The 20,605-nt window shown below is 43.0% G+C and carries 18 protein-coding genes; 11 read left to right on the forward strand and 7 right to left on the reverse strand.

Annotated features, from left to right (window positions below; genetic code table 11):
* Window positions 1–115: 115 nt before the first annotated feature.
* From HMPREF9969_RS08200 to lysS, 6 genes are all read right to left on the reverse strand, one after another.
* Complete coding sequence (locus tag HMPREF9969_RS08200; RefSeq protein ID WP_009435399.1) at window positions 116–340, reverse strand: hypothetical protein; 225 nt, start codon at window positions 338–340, stop codon at window positions 116–118.
* Window positions 341–527: 187 nt separating this feature from the next.
* On the reverse strand, window positions 528–707 hold the full coding sequence (locus tag HMPREF9969_RS13220) for a hypothetical protein (protein WP_036895548.1): 180 nt from the start codon (window positions 705–707) through the stop codon (window positions 528–530).
* Between the two features lie 208 nt (window positions 708–915).
* Window positions 916–1,710 (reverse strand): HAD family hydrolase, encoded by a 795-nt coding sequence (locus HMPREF9969_RS08210; protein ID WP_009435385.1) that lies wholly within the window; start codon window positions 1,708–1,710, stop codon window positions 916–918.
* A gap of 155 nt (window positions 1,711–1,865) precedes the next feature.
* On the reverse strand, window positions 1,866–3,221 hold the full coding sequence (locus HMPREF9969_RS08215; protein ID WP_009435394.1) for a glucose-6-phosphate isomerase: 1,356 nt from the start codon (window positions 3,219–3,221) through the stop codon (window positions 1,866–1,868).
* Between the two features lie 6 nt (window positions 3,222–3,227).
* Complete coding sequence (locus tag HMPREF9969_RS08220; RefSeq protein WP_009435380.1) at window positions 3,228–4,223, reverse strand: NAD(P)H-dependent glycerol-3-phosphate dehydrogenase; 996 nt, start codon at window positions 4,221–4,223, stop codon at window positions 3,228–3,230.
* A 49-nt stretch (window positions 4,224–4,272) separates the two neighbouring features.
* The gene (gene lysS / locus HMPREF9969_RS08225) at window positions 4,273–6,006 is read right to left on the reverse strand and encodes a lysine--tRNA ligase (RefSeq protein WP_009435376.1); all 1,734 of its coding nucleotides are present in this window, start codon (window positions 6,004–6,006) and stop codon (window positions 4,273–4,275) included.
* Between the two features lie 498 nt (window positions 6,007–6,504).
* Here lysS and HMPREF9969_RS08230 point away from each other — a divergent pair, with 498 nt between their 5' ends.
* The 7 genes from HMPREF9969_RS08230 to HMPREF9969_RS08260 all read left to right on the forward strand — a co-directional run bounded on the left by HMPREF9969_RS08230 (window position 6,505) and on the right by HMPREF9969_RS08260 (window position 13,368).
* The gene (locus HMPREF9969_RS08230) at window positions 6,505–6,921 is read left to right on the forward strand and encodes a PaaI family thioesterase (RefSeq protein WP_009435383.1); all 417 of its coding nucleotides are present in this window, start codon (window positions 6,505–6,507) and stop codon (window positions 6,919–6,921) included.
* Window positions 6,922–7,965 carry an isochorismate synthase gene (locus HMPREF9969_RS08235; protein WP_009435398.1) on the forward strand — a complete coding sequence of 348 codons (1,044 nt, stop codon included), beginning with the start codon at window positions 6,922–6,924 and terminating at the stop codon, window positions 7,963–7,965.
* A 37-nt stretch (window positions 7,966–8,002) separates the two neighbouring features.
* Window positions 8,003–9,667: a 2-succinyl-5-enolpyruvyl-6-hydroxy-3-cyclohexene-1-carboxylic-acid synthase gene (gene menD, locus HMPREF9969_RS08240; protein ID WP_009435388.1), complete on the forward strand. Its 1,665-nt coding sequence runs from the start codon at window positions 8,003–8,005 to the stop codon at window positions 9,665–9,667.
* 60 nt (window positions 9,668–9,727) lie between these two features.
* A complete protein-coding gene (gene menB / locus HMPREF9969_RS08245) occupies window positions 9,728–10,555 on the forward strand; it encodes a 1,4-dihydroxy-2-naphthoyl-CoA synthase (protein ID WP_004382423.1) in 828 nt (275 codons plus the stop codon).
* Window positions 10,556–10,713: 158 nt separating this feature from the next.
* On the forward strand, window positions 10,714–11,265 hold the full coding sequence (locus HMPREF9969_RS08250) for a four helix bundle suffix domain-containing protein (protein WP_009435372.1): 552 nt from the start codon (window positions 10,714–10,716) through the stop codon (window positions 11,263–11,265).
* Between the two features lie 11 nt (window positions 11,266–11,276).
* Window positions 11,277–12,314: an o-succinylbenzoate synthase gene (locus tag HMPREF9969_RS08255; protein ID WP_009435353.1), complete on the forward strand. Its 1,038-nt coding sequence runs from the start codon at window positions 11,277–11,279 to the stop codon at window positions 12,312–12,314.
* Window positions 12,315–12,342: 28 nt separating this feature from the next.
* On the forward strand, window positions 12,343–13,368 hold the full coding sequence (locus tag HMPREF9969_RS08260) for an AMP-binding protein (protein ID WP_009435374.1): 1,026 nt from the start codon (window positions 12,343–12,345) through the stop codon (window positions 13,366–13,368).
* Window positions 13,369–13,380: 12 nt separating this feature from the next.
* Here the strand turns inward: HMPREF9969_RS08260 and HMPREF9969_RS08265 are convergent, their stop codons facing one another.
* On the reverse strand, window positions 13,381–14,385 hold the full coding sequence (locus HMPREF9969_RS08265) for a hypothetical protein (protein ID WP_036895549.1): 1,005 nt from the start codon (window positions 14,383–14,385) through the stop codon (window positions 13,381–13,383).
* Window positions 14,386–14,870: 485 nt separating this feature from the next.
* Between HMPREF9969_RS08265 and HMPREF9969_RS08270 the strand changes: the two genes are divergently transcribed.
* The 4 genes from HMPREF9969_RS08270 to ftsH all read left to right on the forward strand — a co-directional run bounded on the left by HMPREF9969_RS08270 (window position 14,871) and on the right by ftsH (window position 20,600).
* Complete coding sequence (locus HMPREF9969_RS08270; RefSeq protein WP_004382418.1) at window positions 14,871–15,797, forward strand: magnesium transporter CorA family protein; 927 nt, start codon at window positions 14,871–14,873, stop codon at window positions 15,795–15,797.
* A gap of 158 nt (window positions 15,798–15,955) precedes the next feature.
* Complete coding sequence (locus tag HMPREF9969_RS08275; protein WP_009435391.1) at window positions 15,956–17,824, forward strand: DUF349 domain-containing protein; 1,869 nt, start codon at window positions 15,956–15,958, stop codon at window positions 17,822–17,824.
* 291 nt (window positions 17,825–18,115) lie between these two features.
* A complete protein-coding gene (gene rsfS / locus HMPREF9969_RS08280; protein ID WP_009435382.1) occupies window positions 18,116–18,475 on the forward strand; it encodes a ribosome silencing factor in 360 nt (119 codons plus the stop codon).
* A gap of 55 nt (window positions 18,476–18,530) precedes the next feature.
* A complete protein-coding gene (ftsH, locus tag HMPREF9969_RS08285) occupies window positions 18,531–20,600 on the forward strand; it encodes an ATP-dependent zinc metalloprotease FtsH (RefSeq protein WP_036895550.1) in 2,070 nt (689 codons plus the stop codon).
* Window positions 20,601–20,605 lie beyond the last annotated feature (5 nt).

The raw sequence follows: 20,605 nt of genomic DNA on the forward strand, positions 1-20,605 counted from the left end.
GCAACCATAATAAGCAATACAGCGAAAGCAAGCGGTTTTAAAAACGTTTTCAATATTAAATAATTACTTTTCATTCTTGATGTCTTTTTTAATTTATAACTCTCATTCTGTAATTCTAAAACTCTATTGTTCCACTCTCAACATCTTCACGTTCCCAATCTGTATCATGGGAATGAGCATCCCATCTATTCTCATCGAAATAGGTGTTATTCTTTGGCTCAAAAGAGCCTGACACTTTGTGGTAAACGGAAGTGCAGACAGGACTTTCTGCCTCAACGAAGAGTATGCAACACGCTGGTTGCAGATAATCCTGTTTTTTAGTTTCTTTGTTTTTTGTCATAATCTCTCATTTTAAGTATTTAAAATCAAATAAAAAGTATAGCTTAATTTCTTTATATTTCAGTTAAGGTACGGACACAAAAAAAGAACAAAGGAAACTCTTAGAAGTCCTTTGTTTTCAGGGGTTACGGCACGCTTCGCGCGCGCGTATGCGAGAAGAAAAAAATGTGTAGTTAACGCCTGCTCTACTAGAGAGAGAGAGAGAGAGAGAGAGAGAGTATACAATTATTTGGAACTACCAAATAATTTGCCATCTTTTTCTCGTTCTTAGATGTTAAAGAATCCAACACAACAGCACATGCATTTACACCTTTATTATGTAAGGCGCAAACGTTAGCTTGATTGAAATTCATTGTTTGTAACATCATTCTTAAGTTGGTTAATTCTCACTCAACGGGCGCAAAGGTAAGAAGAATAAATGGAATGAGCAAGGAAAAGAAAGAAAAAAAGCCTCACCCCCAACCCCTCTCCGCAAGAAGAAAAGCCTCACCCCCAACCCCTCTCCGAATGGAGAGGGGAGTAAAAACTAATGTTTGCCACGCTTTGGAGCAATATAAGAGTCAGGGAGGGGAAGACTTAATAATGGGGAAAATGAGATAAAAGAAGTTCCCATTTGTCGGCGAACTCACGGATAGTTGGGAAGAGGATGTTGGCTCCTTCGTCAAGAAGAGCTGCATCGGGCAATGGTCCACTATTGATTGCTACGGTGAAACAACCAGCTGCTACACCTGCACGAACGCCCAAAGGGGCATTTTCAACAACGATTCCCTCAGATGGAGAAAAGTTGCCCGCCTTCTTCAAGCCCATAAGATAAGGATCAGGATTAGGCTTACCACGCTTCACATCAAAGGCTGTAGTTACCTGATCCCGAGTGATAAAGTCGGCAAAATCATGCGTCACACGCTCTATCAATGGTCGCTGTGCACTACCTGTTACAATACCAATCTTCAGTCCACTACGTTTTATCTTCTGCATGAGATCGAGTACACCATCGAAGATCTTAGCTTCTGGCATCTCATGAAAATAGTGTGCTTTCACATCATACATCCGTTGCGCCTCTTCCTCACTCAGTTCCTTTCCGAGTTGTTCGCGAGCATATTTACGAATGGTATCAACCCCTCTAGCACCTTCAGTTGCATACGAATCCTCCAGCGTGAAGTGTATTCCAAACTCCTTCATAGTACGCTGCCATGCAACACCATGGTTCGGCATTGAGTCATAAAGCACCCCATCCATGTCGAAGAGGACGACTTTGAAGCCTGTCCAAGCCCCTCCAAAGGAAGGGATATTAGGGGAATTGAAGCCTCCCCAAGCCCCTCCAAAGGAGGGGATGTCTTGCTGGAATTGAGATGATATCGTTGTTTTCTTCACATTATTATATATTATTATCCTCAAGTACCACACCTTAGTGCAGGACTTGAGGACACATAAAGAATGTTATAAAATAGTATTCCCCCTAAATCCACACAATTCAGATTGGCTTCAGTTAGGAACTCCTCCCCTTTCGGGGAGGCTGGGTGGGGCTATTATTCCTTAGTCAATCTTTCTTGAATAGCCTTGCTCTCTGCCTCGTAACCTGGCTTATTGAGAAGAGCAAACATATTCTTCTTGTAAGCCTCAACACCTGGCTGGTTGAATGGATTAACCTCTTGGATAAGACCACTAATACCACAAGCCTTCTCGAAGAAGTAGATGAGCTGACCGAGATAATACTCGTTCAATACTGGTACACTCACACGAATATTAGGCACACCACCATCTACGTGAGCCAGACGAGTACCAAGTTCTGCCATCTTGTTAACCTCATCAACACGCTTACCCTCTAAGAAGTTCAAGCCGTCGAGATTCTCATCATCATGTGGGAAGAGCAACTTTGCGTTAGGCTGTTCGATAGAGATTACAGTCTCAAAGATAGAACGCTCGCCCTCTTGAATCCACTGTCCCATAGAGTGGAGATCGGTTGTAAAGTCGCAAGCAGCAGGGAAAATGCCCTTGTGATCCTTACCTTCACTCTCACCATAGAGCTGTTTCCACCACTCTGCAAAGTAATGGAGCTTTGGTTGGAAGTTAGCAACTATCTCAATCTTCTTGCCTGCCTGTGAGTAAAGACCTTGACGAACAGCAGCGTAACGTGCTGCGATGTTGTTAGCAAAAGGAACGTCATTAGCCGTTTCCTTCTCCATTACCTGTGCACCCTCAACAAGTTTCTGAATATCGAAACCAGCTACTGCAATAGGCAACAAGCCAACTGGTGTAAGAACAGAGAAGCGTCCACCAACATTATCAGGAATGATGAATGTCTTGTAACCTTCCTTTGTTGCAGCAGCACGAGCAGCACCCTTGTGCTCATCAGTGATAGCTACAATAACGTCTTTAGCAGTCTCCTTACCACGTTGCTCCTCACATTGCTTCTTCAAAAGACGGAATGCAAGAGCAGTTTCTGTGGTAGTACCAGACTTAGAAATATTAATGACACCAAACTTCTTATCGCTTAAATAGGCTGTAAGTTCAGCGAGATAATCCTCACCAATATTGTTTCCTGCGAACAAGATTGTAGGGTTCTTCTTGTCATTCACAAGCCAAGCAAAACTATTACCTAAGGCTTCGATGACAGCACGAGCACCTAAATAAGAACCACCGATACCAGCAACAACAACCACTTCACACTTCTCACGAAGAGTGTTGGCTACCGCTTGTATCTGACCAAGGAACTCGGCAGTTATACTTGATGGTAAGTGTAACCAACCTAGGAAATCGTTACCTGGACAAGTGCTCTTCTCCAATGCTTCTTGGGCAGCAGCTACGTGAGGAGCATAAGCCTCTACCGCACCCAAATTCAAAAACTGAGCTGCTTTTGAAATGTCTAACTTAATACTTTCCATTTGTGTTTATCTAAATGAATCTGTTAATAATTTAATCTCTACTTGTGGACTTATACGTTCGTAAAGGATGTTATACACGGCATCTAGGATCGGCATATTTACATGTAGACGGCGGTTAATCTCCTTCATGCACTTCGTTCCGAAGTATCCTTCGGCTATCATCTCCATCTCTAATTGAGCCGACTTAACGCTATATCCCTTACCAATCATCGCACCAAAGGTGTGGTTACGAGAGAAGTTACTATATCCCGTTACCAACTGATCACCAAGGTAAACGCTATCTATAATAGATCGTTGGATAGGGTTGATCGTCTTTAAGAAACGATCCATTTCTTGCATAGCGTTCGACATTAACACCGCTTGAAAGTTATCACCATACTTCAGACCAGCACAGATACCAGCTGAAATGGCATATACATTCTTCAAGACAGAGGCGTATTCTATACCTAGAACATCTGGTGATATCTTTGTCTTAACATAATTGGATGCTAACACCTCTGTAAAGCTTCGAGCCTTCTCAAGGTCAGAACAACCGACGGTTAGGTATGTAAGACGTTCCATAGCAACCTCTTCTGCATGCGAAGGACCACCTATCACAGCCAGATTATCATAAGGAACTTTGTATTCCTCATGGAAATACTCTGAGCAAACAAGGTTCTCGTCTGGAACGATTCCTTTGATAGCTGTAACGATAAGTTTCGTATTGAGCTTTGCTTTTAGCTTCTTCAACAAAGCCTTCAGGTAAGGAGATGGGGTCACAAAGACCAATGTGTCATACTCCTGAACAATCTTATTAATATCAGACGAGAAACTTATCTCATCCATATTGAACCTAACACTCGTCAGATAGGTAGGGTTATGTCCTCTCCGTTTAAACTCTTCTATCTTATCATCACGGCGGAAGTACCAACCTATATGATGCGTATGTTCCACAACAATCTTAGCGATAGCTGTTGCCCAGCTACCGCTACCAATGATTGCTATTTTACCTATGTTGAACATTCTTCTTAGGTAGTTAAAGGAGGAAGAGGCAACTCTTCACTTCTTCCAATTACTTTCCAGCCTCGTCAATCCACTTCTGGATCTCATCAACAGAAGGCTTTTCATATCCGAGTTTATACTTCTTATTGATTTCACCCAACTTCTGTTGTAAGCCTTGCGCCTTCTCTCCCTTGATATCAGCAATTAGGTTGAAACCTGCCTTACGCAGCACATATACCCAATCTTCTGATACACCAAGAGCAGCCCAATCTTTGATTGAGTCTTGTGGAATCTTTGGTTCCGGCTTCATCTGAGGGAACAACATTACCTCCTGAATGTACTCCTTGCCAGTCATTAACATCACGAGTCTGTCAATGCCGATACCAATACCTGAGGTAGGAGGCATACCATATTGCAATGCACGCAAGAAGTCTTGATCAATGATCATAGCCTCATCATCACCCTTATCAGCCAAGTGCATCTGATCCAAGAAACGCTCCTCTTGATCTATCGGATCGTTTAACTCGGAGTAAGCATTAGCCAACTCCTTACCATTGACCATTAACTCGAAACGTTCAGTCAAGCCTGGTTTTGAGCGGTGCATCTTAGTGAGTGGAGACATCTCTACCGGATAGTCGGTGATAAAAGTAGGCTGAATATAAGTTCCCTCACAGAACTCTCCAAAGATTTCATCAATGAGTTTGCCCTTACCAAAGCTCTCATCTATGGTCTCCATCTTCAACTTGTTCAATGCAATATCACGTATCTCATCCTCTGATTTACCCTCTAAATCAAAGCCAGTCTTCTCCTTTATAGCCTCAAGAATAGGTAGACGGCGGAACGGAGCCTTAAAGCTTATCACCTTATCACCCATCTTCACCTCTGGTTTCCCATTAACGGCAACACAGATCTTCTCGAGTAACTGCTCTGTAAAAGACATCATCCAGTTATAGTCCTTGTACTGAACATAAAGCTCCATACAAGTGAACTCTGGGTTATGGAAGCGATCCATACCTTCGTTACGGAAGTTCTTACCAATCTCGTAAACACCTTCAAAACCACCAACAATGAGTCGTTTCAAATAAAGCTCAGTGGCGATACGCATGTACATATCAATGTTGAGCGCATTGAAGTGGGTGATGAATGGGCGTGCACTAGCACCACCAGGAATACTCTGGAGGGTTGGTGTCTCCACTTCTGTGTACCCCGCCTCATCAAAGAACTGGCGCATTGTACGCAAGACTGTGGCACGCTTCAAGAAAGTATCTTTAACTCCATCGTTGACAACAAGGTCAACATAACGCTGACGATAGCGTTGTTCGGGGTCTTCAAACTTATCATAAGCCTCGCCATCTTTGTACTTCACGATTGGAAGAGGCTTCAAGCTCTTTGAAAGAAGAGTAATCTCTTTTGCATGAATAGATATCTCTCCCATCTGAGTCTTGAACACATAGCCCTTAACACCGATAAAGTCTCCAATGTCAAGGAGCTTCTTGAAGACCTTATTATACAATTCTTTATCTTCTCCCGGACATATATCATCACGGGTAATATATACTTGTATTCTTCCTTTACTATCCTGAATCTCTGCAAAAGAAGCCTTACCCATAATGCGACGACCCATCATTCGTCCTGCAATCGTTACTTCTCTTTGCTCGTTCTCATCGAATTGCTCTTTTATATCAGTAGAGTAAGCGTTGGTTGGGAACTCTGCTGCTGGGTATGGATTAATGCCCATCTCGCGCAATTCTTGCAGGCTTTGACGACGTCCAATCTCCTGCTCTGACAATTCTAAAATGTTCATCTTTATAATAAATCGAGTATATTCTTATAATGTGCAAATTTACTAAAATATTCGCAAACTATGGTGCTTTTTGCCTTTTTTATAATGGCATTGCATAGGAAAGGGAGGTTAACTCTACCCCTCCCAGCCTCCTTCAAGGGGAGGAATACTTAACGAAAAACAGTTAGGAAAAGCTCCTTTCACTTTGAAGAGGGCGTTCCTTCAACATGAAGAGAGGCTTTCTTTCATGCAAGGAAACGCCTTCGTTCAATGGAAGAAACGCCCTCTTCTATCCCACAATAGAATGATTAGGATAAAAGGTATATATCTTTAAGTTCATATATCCTTGTACCTTACCGTCTACAAATCACGTTACGTGCAGAATAAACTAGGGCTTCTAATCCTACTATCGTGCTGTATTAAAGAGCGACTCCATCCCTTCACACACAAAAACAAACCCTTTCGAAAAGGAATTCCAGTTGTTTTTAGTATCTTTGCAATACATTAAGTAAGATCGACATGAACGTAGAAAAGATTTGGAATAAGATTAAAGATGCTGACGGATTGAGCCGTACTTTGGGCATGGAGTTTATCTCTACTCCCGAACAAGACACGTTAAAGGCTCGCATGGCAGTGGATGATCGAAATAAACAACCCTTTGGTTTTCTTTCAGGAGGAGCTTCGTTAGCCCTAGCGGAGAACCTAGCAGGAGTCGGTTCAATGGCTCTCTGCCCTGGAAAGATGGCTTTGGGAATCAATATAAGCGGTAACCACGTGAAGGCAATGCCGTATGGTGGAACTGTAACTGCCTATGGTAAGCTCGTTCATAAGGGTCACACACTGCACGTTTGGCACATAGATATCAAGAATGATGAGGGTGAACTCATCTCTACTGTGCAAGTTACCAACTACGTTATAGCACCGAAGAAAGATTAAATGGACGCATTTTTTATCTATCGTGAGCCTTTCGAGGAAGTCTGTCATTGCTATTCTCAACAAGAGGAACCCACTCGCTTTGGTTCACTAACAGAACTTGACGGGCATAAGGGGTTTGTGATTGCACCCTTCGCCAACAATACGACTCATCCAATCTACTTACTTGATGGCAAAAGCGGACAATCATCTGTCTTGCCCTTAGATGGTAGTAAGGGCTTTGAAGCCATTCCGAACGGGCAAGATGAGGCTTATTTGGAGACCTCGGAAGTTGACCCTCGTATTCAATACCACAATGACTTCACTTGTTTCCACGATGAATTGAATCGCAACTCATTCCGCAAACTGGTATTGGCACGCACCATCGTGGAGAAGAAAGACGAACAGATGAATCCTAGAGATATCTTTCTCAAGGCATGCGAATGGTATCCACGATCGTACATTGCACTTTTCTACACTGCACAAACAGGTATGTGGCTCGTGGCAAGTCCTGAGATTCTGTTACGTGGAGACGCTACAAGCTACCAAACAATGGCTTTAGCTGGTACGATGAGATATGAGGGAGAGGATATTCAATGGTCTGAAAAGAACCGAGAAGAGCAACAACTGGTTGCCGATTACATCCGAACTTGCTTACAGCCGTTCGCTAGCGACATCACGGAAAGCGAACCTTTCACTTCTCGTGCAGCCCATCTAGCTCATCTAAGAACCGATTTCTCTTTCCAACTCAAGGACACACAACGCCTTGGAAGTTTCCTAACTGCCTTTCACCCAACGCCTGCCGTGTGTGGTATTCCTAAGGAAGAGGCACACAAATTCATCCTTCGTAACGAGCATACTGACCGCCTTTATTATAGTGGCTTCAGTGGGCTGCTGGGGGACAATGGGCTTGCAAAACTCTATGTAACACTCCGTTGTATGCACATCACTCGATCGGCTTGTCAGCTCTATGCGGGTGGTGGATTGTTAAAAGAGAGTATAGAAGAGAACGAATGGCAAGAGACTGAAGCAAAGCTCGCCACAATGCGACAGCTTATTCAGCAATAAAAGAAAGTCAACTAACCTTCAATACAACTTATTGAAAATGTATAGTAACAAGGAGAACGTTAATATATTAACCGCCTTACTGGTAAAGTTTGGAATATCAAAGGCAGTTGTCTGCCCTGGTTCACGTAACTCTCCTATCGTGCATAACCTATGTACTTGCCTTGATATTGAGTGTTTTCCTGTAACGGATGAGCGGTCGGCTGGCTTCGTCGCATTAGGTATGTCATTAGCAGATAATGAGCCCGTTGCACTTTGTGTAACCTCGGGCTCGGCACTATTAAACGTGGCTCCTGCAGTGGCAGAAGCCTTTTATCAGAAACGTCCGTTGGTGATTATCTCTGGAGATAGACCTGCACAATGGATCAATCAACAAGATGGTCAAACGTTACAACAGCATGGAGCTTTAGAACCGAACGTTCGTAAGAGTGTGACACTACCTGAACCACACAACGAAGAGGAACGCTGGTATTGCAATAGACTGGTCAATGAGGCTCTCAACGCAGCCTTATCTCAAGGGTTCGGACCCGTACACATCAATGTTCCTATTAGTGAACCTCTTTTTGAATATGATGTTCCCAACCTCCCTAACGAGCGCAGAATCACATTACATGAACCGGTCGCGAACAATGCTATTAGCTATGAGCTGGCTGCAGAACTACTGCAAAGTGAGCGTCCAATGATTGTTCTTGGACAGATGACTCCTGAGGTTGTTGGGGAGACAATGGAGGCTCTTGAGGTGTTGAAAAGCACTGCTGTGGTCATTCAAGAGAAATTGGCAGACGATAGTATTAGCCCTGCTCTCCCCATTGATGAGGCATTGATAAGGATAGGTAACGATGAGTCTTATCGTCCCGACCACCTTATATATATAGGAGGGACACTGGTTAGCAAACGATTGAAGCAGTTTTTACGAAAGTGCCAACCACAGGTTTCTATCATTGTAAACGAGAGTGGGAATTGTTGTGATACCTTCATGCACCTAACGGACATCATTCAATGCTCGCAGGAAGAGATGATTGGTATCCTTGCTAACGAAGTGAATGACATGAGAGAGAAACCTTTTGTGACGCAATGGAACAACGTTTTCAATGGAGCCTACGCCATTCGAAAGAAGATACAACCCCGCTTTTCACAATTACTAGCCGTTAAAACTTTCCACGAGACCTTCCGAAAAGAAGGTATTGATGGTGAGTTTTTCTATGGGAATAGCTCTGCTGTACGCTTGGGAAACATCTTCTCTGATCAATACACCTATGTGAATCGTGGCGTGAATGGCATAGAAGGCTCGCTGTCAACGGCTGTTGGATATGCTATTGCACATCAGGAAGAAGAGGATGTGTACTGTGTTATCGGTGACTTGAGCTTTTTTTACGATCAAAATGCACTTTGGAACCAATGCTTATCACCAAATCTTGGGATCTTACTACTCAACAATGGAGGTGGAGGAATATTCCATCAATTACACGGACTAGGCTCTTCTCCATTCCGAGATGATATAATTGCAGCACATCATACTACTTCCGCTGAAGCCATCTGTCAAACCCATGACATTGAATACATGGCTGCGCGCAATGCAGAAGAGTTGTCGGAACGCCTCAAGGACTTCTTCAATGCAGAGGAAGGTCCTGTACTCTTGGAGGTTTTCACTAACCCCGAAGAGGATGCACAAGCAATGGAAGACTATTACAAAGCCTTTTCCTAGCCAAGAGAAAACAACTAATTATCATTTAAAAATAAAACTACAAAATAAAAGAAAAGCCTTATGAGCAAAAGAGAATGGAAACCCATCGAGGGCTTCAAGTTTGAGGAAATACGCTTCGAAGAGTTTAATCATATCGCAAAAGTTACCATTAACCGACCTCGCTATCGCAATGCTTTCACGCCAAAGACGGTCTGGGAGATGTCACAAGCATTCAACTACTGTCGCGAAGCACTTGATATTCGAGTGGTCATACTTACTGGTGAGGGTGATAAAGCATTCTGTTCTGGGGGCGACATGCACGTTAAAGGAAGGGGTGGATATGTAGGAGGTGATGGTGTTCCACGCCTTAATGTCCTTGATTTACAGATGCAGATTCGTCGTTTACCAAAGCCTGTTATCGCCATGGTAAATGGTTATGCCATTGGTGGCGGACATGTTCTTCAAGTGGTATGCGACCTCTCCATCGCTTCAGATAACGCCATCTTCGGACAGACAGGACCAAAGGTAGGATCCTTCGATGCCGGTTTCGGTGCTTCGTATCTAGCCCGTATTGTGGGGCAGAAGAAGGCTAGAGAGATATGGTTCTTGTGCCGTCAATACTCTGCAATAGAGGCAGAACGCATGGGATTAGTCAACAAGGTCGTACCCTTCGAACAGCTAGAAGACGAGTGTGTAGACTGGGCTAACACCATGATGGAGCGTTCCCCGTTAGCCTTACGCATGATAAAAGCAGGTCTAAATGCCGAGTTGGACGGTCAAGCAGGTATACAAGAACTAGCAGGAGATGCCACTATGCTCTATTACACACTGGATGAGGCTCAAGAAGGCGGAAAGGCTTTCTTAGAGAAGCGCAAGCCCGATTTCGATAAGTACCCACAATTCCCTTAATTGATAATTAGCCTCATTGGGCTAATTAAAGACCAATGAGGCTAATAAAATAGTTTACTTAATAAGGACTATAGAGGCTGATTGCCCAATTAAACTTATTAGCCTTATAAGCCCAATAATCCAACGGAAACATTATTATCAATAGCCCACAAACACTCATGGAGACACCTTTCTTACCACAAAAAGGCAACTATCGCAACCTAATCGCTTATCAGAAAGCCGAATGTATATATGATATCACCTATTACTTTGCCCACCACTTTTTGAATAGAGGGGACAGAACGATAGACCAAATGATACAGGCTGCCCGATCAGGAAAGCAGAACATCGCAGAAGGATGTGCTGCCTCAACGACCTCTGCAGAGACAGAAATAAAACTAATAAACGTTGCTCGTGCCAGTCTACAGGAGCTATTAATTGATTATGAAGACTATCTTCGTGTCCGAAACCTTACCAAATGGGATGCAGATGATAAGAATGCTATCATTACACGGCGCGTATGTTCCAAACATAATGAGTATTCTTTTTATCGTAATGCCATCCAAATACGCACAGATGAAACCATAGCTAACATTGCTATCACTTTACTTCATCAAGAAGATGTAATACTTAGAAGGTATTTAGACTATATCAAAGATGATTTTATTAAGCATGGTGGAATACGCGAACAGATGACAAGAGCGAGGATTGAATATAGAAACAAAAAATAAAAGAAATTACTATGTACGAAATTAAAATATCCTCCCGCACCCTCCACTTCATCAATCCTGCAGGCACTTCAAGGGGTGTTTACAAAACGAGGAAGAGCTTTTATATTACGCTGTCAGACACCAATAAGCCTGAAGTAATAGGTATTGGGGAATGTGCCACACTCCCTGATTTATCCTGCGATGCCATGTCTGATGATGAATATGAACGTAAGTTGCGAATCTTCTGTGATGACTTTTGCCATACGGGAAGCATTGACACGAATGCAATGAGACCTTATCCGTCTATGCTCTTTGGCTTGGAAACAGCAAAGGTACAACTTGATGCAAACGGAAGTATCGACTTCTTCCACACGAACTTTGGTGCTGGAAAAGAAGGAATCACCATCAACGGACTCGTTTGGATGGGTTCCTTCGAAGAGATGTATCAGCGTTTAGAAGAGAAACTAAAGGCAGGCTATCATTGTGTAAAGCTAAAGATTGGGGCAATAGACTTCGCTAAAGAGATTGAACTTATCCGTCACATCCGACAGTCTTTCACACGCGCTCAAATAGAACTACGCGTCGATGCAAACGGAGCATTCACTCCTGAAAATGCCATGGAACGCTTGGAAGCATTGGCACAATACGATATCCACTCTATAGAACAGCCTATCCGACAACATCAATGGGCACAAATGGCACAGCTATGTACCCTCTCTCCACTTCCAATCGCACTAGATGAAGAACTCATCGGAGTGAATAGCTATAACGAAAAAGAGCAACTACTCGACACCATCCGACCGCAATATATAGTTCTAAAACCTAGTTTGCATGGGGGGATGACAGGTGTGCGAGAATGGGTGAAGATGGCTAATCAACGGGGAATAGGCTCTTGGATCACCTCCGCACTAGAAAGTAATGTGGGGTTAAACAGCATTGCGCAACTTACAGCCGATCTATACGGACCTCACATAACAATGCCCCAGGGACTTGGAACAGGTCTTTTGTTCTCGGATAATATACCCATGCCTCTGACAATCAGAGGTGATCAACTCTGGGTGAAACAATAACGATTAGGGAATCAATCAACGAACAACAATGACGATAGAAGAGTTTCTTACAGAATGGAATAACGCTGACACGAGGGTGTTAGTGCATACCAGTGGATCGACAGGGAAGCCCAAACCACTATGGGTGGAGAAGTCTCGAATGTTGAACTCAGCACGTATCACCTGTGATTTCCTTCGATTGAAAGCTGGTGACACAGCACTCCTTTGTATGCCTCTGGACTATATTGCGGGTAAGATGGTAGTAGTTAGGAGTATTGAAAGAAATTTGCGATTAATCAACGTAAAGCCCTCTGGTCATCCGCTCTCAGACGATTCTCTCCGCCAAGCCAACGCCCTTCAGGAGGAGATAACATTTGCAGCTATGATTCCACTGCAGGTTTATAATTCCCTACAAGTGCCTCAAGAACGAGAGAGGCTACGTAAGATTAGGCAATTAATCATCGGTGGTGGTGCCATTGATGACCATCTCGCCGAAGCATTAAAAGACTTCCCTCATGCAGTGTGGAGCACATACGGAATGACGGAAACGCTCTCCCACATTGCTTTACGACGCTTGAATGGAGATTCTGCAAGCGATTGGTACGAACCTTTCGATAGTGTTGAAGTGAACCTAAATACAGATGGCTGCCTGATTATCAATGCACCCGCTGCATGTTCGAAGCCCTTAGTAACTAACGACAGAGCCGAACTTCAAACCATAAGTCTGTCGAATGACAAACATAAACAAGTACGTTTCCGCATCCTAGGAAGACGCGATAATGTGATTGATTCAGGTGGTATAAAGATACAAATAGAGGAGGTTGAACGTGCCTTAAAAGCTCATCTTACAGAGGAATATGCCATTACAAGCATAAGAGATAAGAAGTTTGGAGAACGTGTAGTACTTCTCACTACGTCTGAAGACACAGACTCTATCAATACAATCTGCCAACGTATCCTCCCTAAGTATTGGCAACCACGCCTCATCCTCCACACTACAAGCATCCCACAAACAGCCACGGGGAAACCTGCCCGTGCAGAGATTAAGGCTTTGGCTGACACACTTTGCCAATAAAAAACGTGCTATCTATTTCACAACATGCCATTCTATTTGCTCTTCCGTCATGGCAACATTCTCCTCTCGGAAGCTAATGTTACGTGCTTTGGGACCCTCAACAACAATTTCAACCTTGGTTTTCACATTTCGTTTCAACGTCAGATCCTTATGCTCTTGCACCACTGTTCCATTCGCTTTAGTCCACTTCATCTCTAAAGGAGCTACCAACTGATAACCATCCTTAGTGGCTTCTACTATCTCACTGAATGCATAAATACTACCACCATCATAGCCAGTTTGACCGCTCTTTTGGGCTAACTTCCATCCAAGATAATTGATCTCTAGCGTTCCTTCCTCTGGTGGTGTAATCTTAAAATGAAGTCCAAATACAGCCTTCCGCATATCTATTGTGAGGTCTTTGGAGGCTTTGGGATCTATGTCTTCCTGCGTTCCATATAGCTTAATCATCCTTGGATAACGCTGAACCTTCGTTTCAGAGATATTCGTTTCACCCTTTTGAAGATTACTCATATTATCCGTTTTCGACATAACAAATTGATTGGTTACTTTCGTAGGAAGATTCTCTCCGTGCAAGAATGGGGCTTGATAGGATTTCTCCTTATTATATAGATGGTCGTCACCTTCCACTACTTCGAGGCATTCAATCTTATATCTGTTGTCTTCAAACATTCTGATTGCAATCTTACTCGGGTCAGAGAACAAGCCATAAGCATACTTCTCATACAACTCCGAACCTACTTTCTTTTCAAAGACATTCACTGCATAGAGTTTTACTTTGCCCTCTTCTGGAACACTGGCGCCCCTTGATTGCACATTTGAAGACTTACTAATAAGTGGTTCTTCCATACTTTCCACACGCAGTTCTGTTGGGTGAATCCTTACGACACGAGTGACTCTATGCCTTGATTTATTGGTGTTCTTTTGTCCATCAGGATTATCTATTACAGACTTCTCACAGGCTACGAATAATAAAGAACATAATAGGATACACATCCAAGTGATTTGTTTCTTCATAATTAAAAGAGTTATTTAGTATTGTTAGACATAATTGATTAACGTTTGCAAGATAAATAATTAAAAGTAAGAACGCAAACGATTCGTTAATTATTTAACGTTAATTAATCCTTTAAAGAGCATTATATGAAGACATCGTAAGCATTAATTCTATTAGAGGCAACAGGCTATAAGACAAGAGACTTCAATAGAAGGAAAACAAAGAGAGCCTTTCTTACATATAAAGAGGGCGTTTCTTGGCATAAAAGAAAGCCTCTCTTCGAGGTAAGAAGGGCGTCTGCTCATTTACACCGACCGCACTCCACTAACCTTAAAAACTTATTCGTTTGTTTGTTCTAACCATTATTTTTTCCTAAATTTGCAGTCGCAAAACCAATACGTAATTATTAAATGGACGATTATCACGCGGAAACTTTCAATCAATAAGCGTGAGGATTGCAACGAGATTGCTAATCCCCACACTTATTAAACATGGAGATTAGCAAATGAAAACATATTGGAATATCAATAGAACCTTGAGCCCCATTAAGGAATGGCAACCTAATTGTTGGATTCAAGTAACCTGCCCAACAGAGCAAGATCAGCAAGAACTAGAAGATACATATCATATCCCTGATTACTTCCTATCGGATATCAGCGATACTGATGAGCGTGCCCGTTATGAGTATGATGACGGTTGGATGCTTATCATCTTACGTATCCCCTACGTTAAAGAAATTCGATCAAGAACACCATACACAACCGTTCCTTTGGGTATTATTCATAAACGAGATGTGACCATCACTGTATGTAACTTCGAGACGAACATGATGCTTGACTTCGTTAGTTATCAGCAGAAGAGAAACGCTGGATTCACCGACTATGTCGACTTAATCTTCCGTCTCTTTCTATCTTCAGCAGTATGGTACTTGAAACGACTCAAGCAGATTAATACACTCATCGAGAAGGCTAAACGCAACCTAGATAAGGGTGTTGATAATGAGAGTTTGATAGGTTTAAGTAGACTACAAGACTCCCTCACCTATTTCATTACATCCATTCGTGGCAACGAGAACCTACTTGCTAAGCTGAAATTCAAGCTACAAGTTGATGAGCTGGATGCCGACCTTATCGAGGATGTAAACATCGAGATGTCACAGGCGAGAGAGACTACTAGTATCTATTCGGACATCTTGGAATCAACGATGGACACGTATTCTAGCATTATTAACAACAACATGAACACCGTGATGCGTACACTTACTTCGGTGTCAATAGTCATGATGTTGCCAACGTTAATATCCTCCCTCTTTGGTATGAACCTTATCAACGGCATGGAAAGAAGTACATGGGGTTTCCCCATAGCGATGCTCTTATCCGTTGTAGTTTCCGCTGCTTCATGGTGGATTTTACGCCGTAAACGCTTACTTTAGAGGCTAGAAACAAAAAAAGAAGATAAAAATTAGGTATATTCAGAGATTTTATCTAAGTTTGCAACTGATATACTTTAATATGGTTGCGAAGGCTCAATATTTATTGAGCCATTCGTTATCTAATTTGCGGAAAACCCGAATCACAAACAAAAAGTGAAATGATGGACTCTCAAGAGAATGCCCTTAATCAGGGTACAGAAGAAGTAAAGTTGTCTGAAGAAGCTGTATCTAAAGCTCCAACAGAGCAGAATGAAGTAACAGATGAAGGCCTAAATCAGTCAACTGAAACACAATCTAAGTGCGAAGCAGAAACCTATTCTGCAAAGACATATAGCACAAAGAAGGAAATCATAGAGCGCCTTAAGGCTATTGTTGATAGTGACGATACCCCTGAGAAAGCTGAGGTTGACCATCTGAAAACTGTATTCTATAAACTACACTTCGCAGAACGTGAAGCGCAGCAGAGGGCTTATATAGAGAACGGTGGCGACCCCGAGAAGTACCAAGTACTTCCAGATGAGGATGAAGAGGTATTTAAGGCGGAGATGACCATCATTAAGGAGAAACGCCAAAAGGCATTCCTTGCACTCGAAGAAGAGAAACAGAAGAACCTCAAGAAGAAGGAGGCTATCATCGAGAAGATCAAAGCGATGGTTACAACTCCTGATGAGGCAAACAAGAACTTCCCAGTATTGAAGACCTTACAACAGGAATGGAAAGAGATTAAAATGGTTCCTGCTGAGAAGGCAAACGAGCTATGGCGCAACTATCAACTCTATGTTGAGCAGTTCTACGACTTGTTGAATCTGAATCGCGAAGCACGTGAATACGATTTCAAGAAGAATCTTGAGAAGAAGACGAAGCTGTGTGAAGCAGCAGAGAAGTTGATAGAAGAGAAGGATGTCATCAGTGCTTTCCATCAGTTACAAGAACTTCATCAAGAGTATCGCGAGACAGGACCTGTTGCAAAAGAACTTCGCGAACAAGTGTGGACACGCTTTAAAGCAGCTAGCACTATTATCAACAAGCGTCATCAACAGCACTTTGAAGCTATCCGCAATAGCGAAGAGGAGAACCTTACAAAGAAGACTGCTCTATGCGAGAAGATTGAAGAGATCATCAAACAAGAGAATAAAACGTCATCCGATTGGGAGAAACATACAAAGGAGATTATCGCTCTTCAACAGGAATGGAAGACTATCGGCTTTGCTCCACAGAAGATGAACGTAAAGATCTTCGAACGCTTCCGTGCGGCTTGTGATGACTTCTTTACACGCAAAGGCGAGTTCTTCAAACAGTTGAAAGCACAATTTGCTGAAAACGCAGAGAAGAAGAAAGTACTCGTTGAAAAGGCACAAGCTCTGACTGATTCTACCGATTGGAAGGCTACATCCGATAAGCTCATCGCATTACAAAAGGAGTGGAAAACGATTGGTATGGTACCTAAGAAAATCGGTGATCAGCTTTGGAACGACTTCCTAACAGCTTGCAACCACTTCTTTGAAGCACGTAATGCAGTACACGCAGGGGCGCATAGTGAGGAACGTGAGAACCTTGGGAAGAAGAAGGAGATTATTGCTCAACTAAAGGAATTGTTTGATAAGACCGAAGAAGGCATCCAAGAGAAGGTTCAACAGCTCACCGAGGAATATAATAAGGTAGGACATGTACCTTACAAGGAGAAGGATAAGTTGTATAAGGAGTATCATGAGGTACTCGATAAGTTGTACAAAGACCTTCACATATCGGCTTCTCGCAAGCGTGTAGATAATTTCCGTAACAACTTGAAAAAGGTGGCTAGCCGAGGTACTGACGCTCTTGATAGTGAGCGTGGTCGTTTGATGCGCCGCTTTGAACAGCTCAAACAGGAGATTAACACTTATGAGAACAACCTCGGTTTCTTGAGTATCAGTTCCAAGAAAGGTAATAGTCTCATTGACGAAATGAACCGCCGTATCGAGAAACTCAAGAATGATATGAACGAAGTAAAGCAGAAGATAAAAGCTATCGACGCAGAGAATAAGTAATTGATTATTGTATGCAAAGATAGTAGAAAATACTAACGAATAAGGAAAGATGGGATATGCCAATAGTAGCATATTCCATCTTCTTTTATGTCCTACTATTATATATATAAGGTGATAAGGCGTCTCTCCATATTAAAGTAGGACTTCGACATGCGTGAGAAATAGTTTATAGTCATTCTATCAACAGGTGTTAGCAATGCAGTATATACCAATTATAAATAAAACTAAATTTATTTTGCACTTCATGCCATTTGCGTTAACTTTGCAACTCATATTATATAACAAGACTGAATGAAAGAAACTAAAAGATTAGTAGAGCTTATTACAAAAGGAATCCAAGATAAGAAGGGACATGGCATAGTAATTGCAGATTTATCAGGGATTGATGGTACCATCTGTAACTACTTCATCATCTGCCAGGGTAACTCAACCCAACAAGTTGAAGCCATTGCTGAATCGGTAAGCGATTATGTGCGTGAAACGATTGGTGAGAAGCCTGTCAACTGTGCAGGACTTGGTAATGATCAATGGGTAGCGATAGACTATGTGGATGTAATCGTCCATGTATTTCTTCCAGAGACACGTACTTTCTATGACATAGAACACCTATGGGAGGATGCTAAGTTGACTTACTTACCAGACATAGACTAGGTATAAAGCCATCTAATCACCCATTTATTATTTCATAATTAATCAAACTTCAACAATGGACAATTCATCCCCCAACAACAATCCCAATATGCCAAAGATGCCTAAGTTCAATATGAACTGGCTGTACGTATTGGTCATCATTGCCCTCGGAGTAGTATTCTTTGCCGGTGGCAATAGCTTCTTGTCAAGCAGCGCAGGCGTTGACAGAGATTACACAACATTCAAGCAATATATTGCCAAAGGCTATGGTACGAAGGTAGTCATCAACAAGAGCGACAATACCTTGCGTATGTATGTTAGTCCAGACCACATCCGTGACATCTTCAAACAAGGTACACAACAGGTAGGAAAGTCCCCATACGTAAATGTTGAGATTGGCTCTGTAGATAAGGTAGAAACCTTCTTGGATCAAGCTGTAACCCAGAAGAAGATAGCCAGCTATAGCTATGAGAACAAGTCAGGCAATGGCTTTATGGATATTCTCATCTCAATAGCACCGTGGGTATTCTTCTTTGGAATATGGTACTTCCTCATTCGCCGTATGGGAGGCGGTGCTGGCGGTGGCGGCGGCGTCTTCAGTGTGGGCAAGTCAAAGGCTAAGCTCTATGAGAAAGCTAACGAGATGGGGATTACCTTTAAGGATGTTGCAGGTCAGACAGGTGCCAAGCAAGAGGTACAAGAGATTGTTGAGTTCTTGAAGAACCCAAAGAAATACACCGACCTCGGTGGTAAGATTCCTAAGGGAGCACTGCTGATTGGTCCTCCTGGAACGGGTAAGACATTGCTAGCAAAGGCTGTTGCTGGTGAGGCTGGCGTACCTTTCTTCTCTATGAGTGGTTCCGACTTCGTCGAGATGTTTGTCGGTGTTGGTGCGAGCCGAGTGCGTGATGTCTTTCGCCAAGCTAAGGAGAAGTCGCCTTGTATCATCTTCATTGATGAGATTGATGCCGTTGGTCGTGCCCGTTCAAAGAACCCAGCAATGGGCGGTAATGACGAACGTGAGAACACACTTAACGCCCTTCTCACAGAGATGGACGGCTTCGGCACGAACTCTGGTGTGATTGTTCTTGCAGCAACCAATCGTGTTGATATGCTCGATAAGGCTTTACTCCGTGCAGGACGATTCGACCGCCAGATTCACGTAGACCTCCCCGATTTACCAGAGCGTAAGGACATCTTCCTCGTTCATATGCGTAACCTGAAGCTCGACAAGAACCTTGATATCGACCTCTTAGCACGCCAGACACCAGGATTCTCTGGTGCCGACATTGCCAATGTATGTAATGAGGCAGCCCTTATCGCAGCCCGCCACGACAGCAAGGAGGTAACAAAGCAAGACTTCCTAGATGCTGTTGACAGAATCATTGGTGGTTTGGAGAAGAAGACAAAGGTAATGACTACCGCCGAGAAGCGCACTATCGCCCTCCATGAAGCAGGTCACGCCACAATCAGTTGGTTCTGCGAACACGCCAACCCATTGGTGAAGGTGAGCATTGTACCACGTGGTCAGGCTCTCGGTGCAGCATGGTATCTACCTGAAGAGCGTCCTATCACAACCAAAGAACAGATGTTGGATGAGATGTGCTCATTGCTCGGTGGTCGTGCAGCTGAGGAGCTCTTCACAGGTCATATATCAACTGGTGCGATGAACGACTTAGAGCGTGCGACCAAGAGTGCATACGGTATGATTGCCTACGCAGGTATGAGCGACCGCTTGCCAAACATCTGCTATTATAATAATGACGAGTACAATTTCCAGAAGCCATACTCTGATACAACAGCAAAGATGATCGATGAGGAAGTGCTGAAGATGATTAACGGACAGTACGATCGTGCTAAGCAGATTCTCACCGAGCACAAGGAAGGGCACAACCGCCTTGCCCAACTGCTCATGGAACGTGAGGTTATCATGGCGGAAGACGTTGAAGAGATATTCGGTAAGCGTCCTTGGGTGAGTCGCACAGACGAGTTGCTAGACCAAGAGGCTAAGTCGCAACCTAAGTTGGAGGATATGCCCGAAGCTGTAAAGCAAGCTCAAGCAGAGCACGAGGCACAGCAGAGAGCACTCAACAACAATGCGACAAAGGCTGAAGATGACACAGAATCAAATAACACAGCAGAATAAATAAG

The sequence above is a fragment of the Prevotella sp. oral taxon 306 str. F0472 genome (genome assembly GCF_000257925.1).
GTDB classification, from domain to species: domain Bacteria; phylum Bacteroidota; class Bacteroidia; order Bacteroidales; family Bacteroidaceae; genus Prevotella; species Prevotella vespertina.

Excerpts from the sequence above, each read along its gene's own strand:
- HMPREF9969_RS08255 (WP_009435353.1), top strand. The coding sequence starts at position 11,277 with ATGTACGAAATTAAAATATCCTCCCGCACCCTCCACTTCATCAATCCT.
- HMPREF9969_RS08260 (WP_009435374.1), top strand. The coding sequence starts at position 12,343 with ATGACGATAGAAGAGTTTCTTACAGAATGGAATAACGCTGACACGAGG.
- ftsH (WP_036895550.1), top strand. The coding sequence starts at position 18,531 with ATGGACAATTCATCCCCCAACAACAATCCCAATATGCCAAAGATGCCT.
- HMPREF9969_RS13220 (WP_036895548.1), bottom strand. The coding sequence starts at position 707 with ATGATGTTACAAACAATGAATTTCAATCAAGCTAACGTTTGCGCCTTA.
- HMPREF9969_RS08230 (WP_009435383.1), top strand. The coding sequence starts at position 6,505 with ATGAACGTAGAAAAGATTTGGAATAAGATTAAAGATGCTGACGGATTG.
- HMPREF9969_RS08275 (WP_009435391.1), top strand. The coding sequence starts at position 15,956 with ATGATGGACTCTCAAGAGAATGCCCTTAATCAGGGTACAGAAGAAGTA.
- HMPREF9969_RS08235 (WP_009435398.1), top strand. The coding sequence starts at position 6,922 with ATGGACGCATTTTTTATCTATCGTGAGCCTTTCGAGGAAGTCTGTCAT.
- HMPREF9969_RS08220 (WP_009435380.1), bottom strand. The coding sequence starts at position 4,223 with ATGTTCAACATAGGTAAAATAGCAATCATTGGTAGCGGTAGCTGGGCA.
- rsfS (WP_009435382.1), top strand. The coding sequence starts at position 18,116 with ATGAAAGAAACTAAAAGATTAGTAGAGCTTATTACAAAAGGAATCCAA.
- HMPREF9969_RS08200 (WP_009435399.1), bottom strand. The coding sequence starts at position 340 with ATGACAAAAAACAAAGAAACTAAAAAACAGGATTATCTGCAACCAGCG.
- menB (WP_004382423.1), top strand. The coding sequence starts at position 9,728 with ATGAGCAAAAGAGAATGGAAACCCATCGAGGGCTTCAAGTTTGAGGAA.
- menD (WP_009435388.1), top strand. The coding sequence starts at position 8,003 with ATGTATAGTAACAAGGAGAACGTTAATATATTAACCGCCTTACTGGTA.
- HMPREF9969_RS08250 (WP_009435372.1), top strand. The coding sequence starts at position 10,714 with ATGGAGACACCTTTCTTACCACAAAAAGGCAACTATCGCAACCTAATC.
- HMPREF9969_RS08270 (WP_004382418.1), top strand. The coding sequence starts at position 14,871 with ATGAAAACATATTGGAATATCAATAGAACCTTGAGCCCCATTAAGGAA.
- HMPREF9969_RS08265 (WP_036895549.1), bottom strand. The coding sequence starts at position 14,385 with ATGAAGAAACAAATCACTTGGATGTGTATCCTATTATGTTCTTTATTA.
- HMPREF9969_RS08215 (WP_009435394.1), bottom strand. The coding sequence starts at position 3,221 with ATGGAAAGTATTAAGTTAGACATTTCAAAAGCAGCTCAGTTTTTGAAT.
- lysS (WP_009435376.1), bottom strand. The coding sequence starts at position 6,006 with ATGAACATTTTAGAATTGTCAGAGCAGGAGATTGGACGTCGTCAAAGC.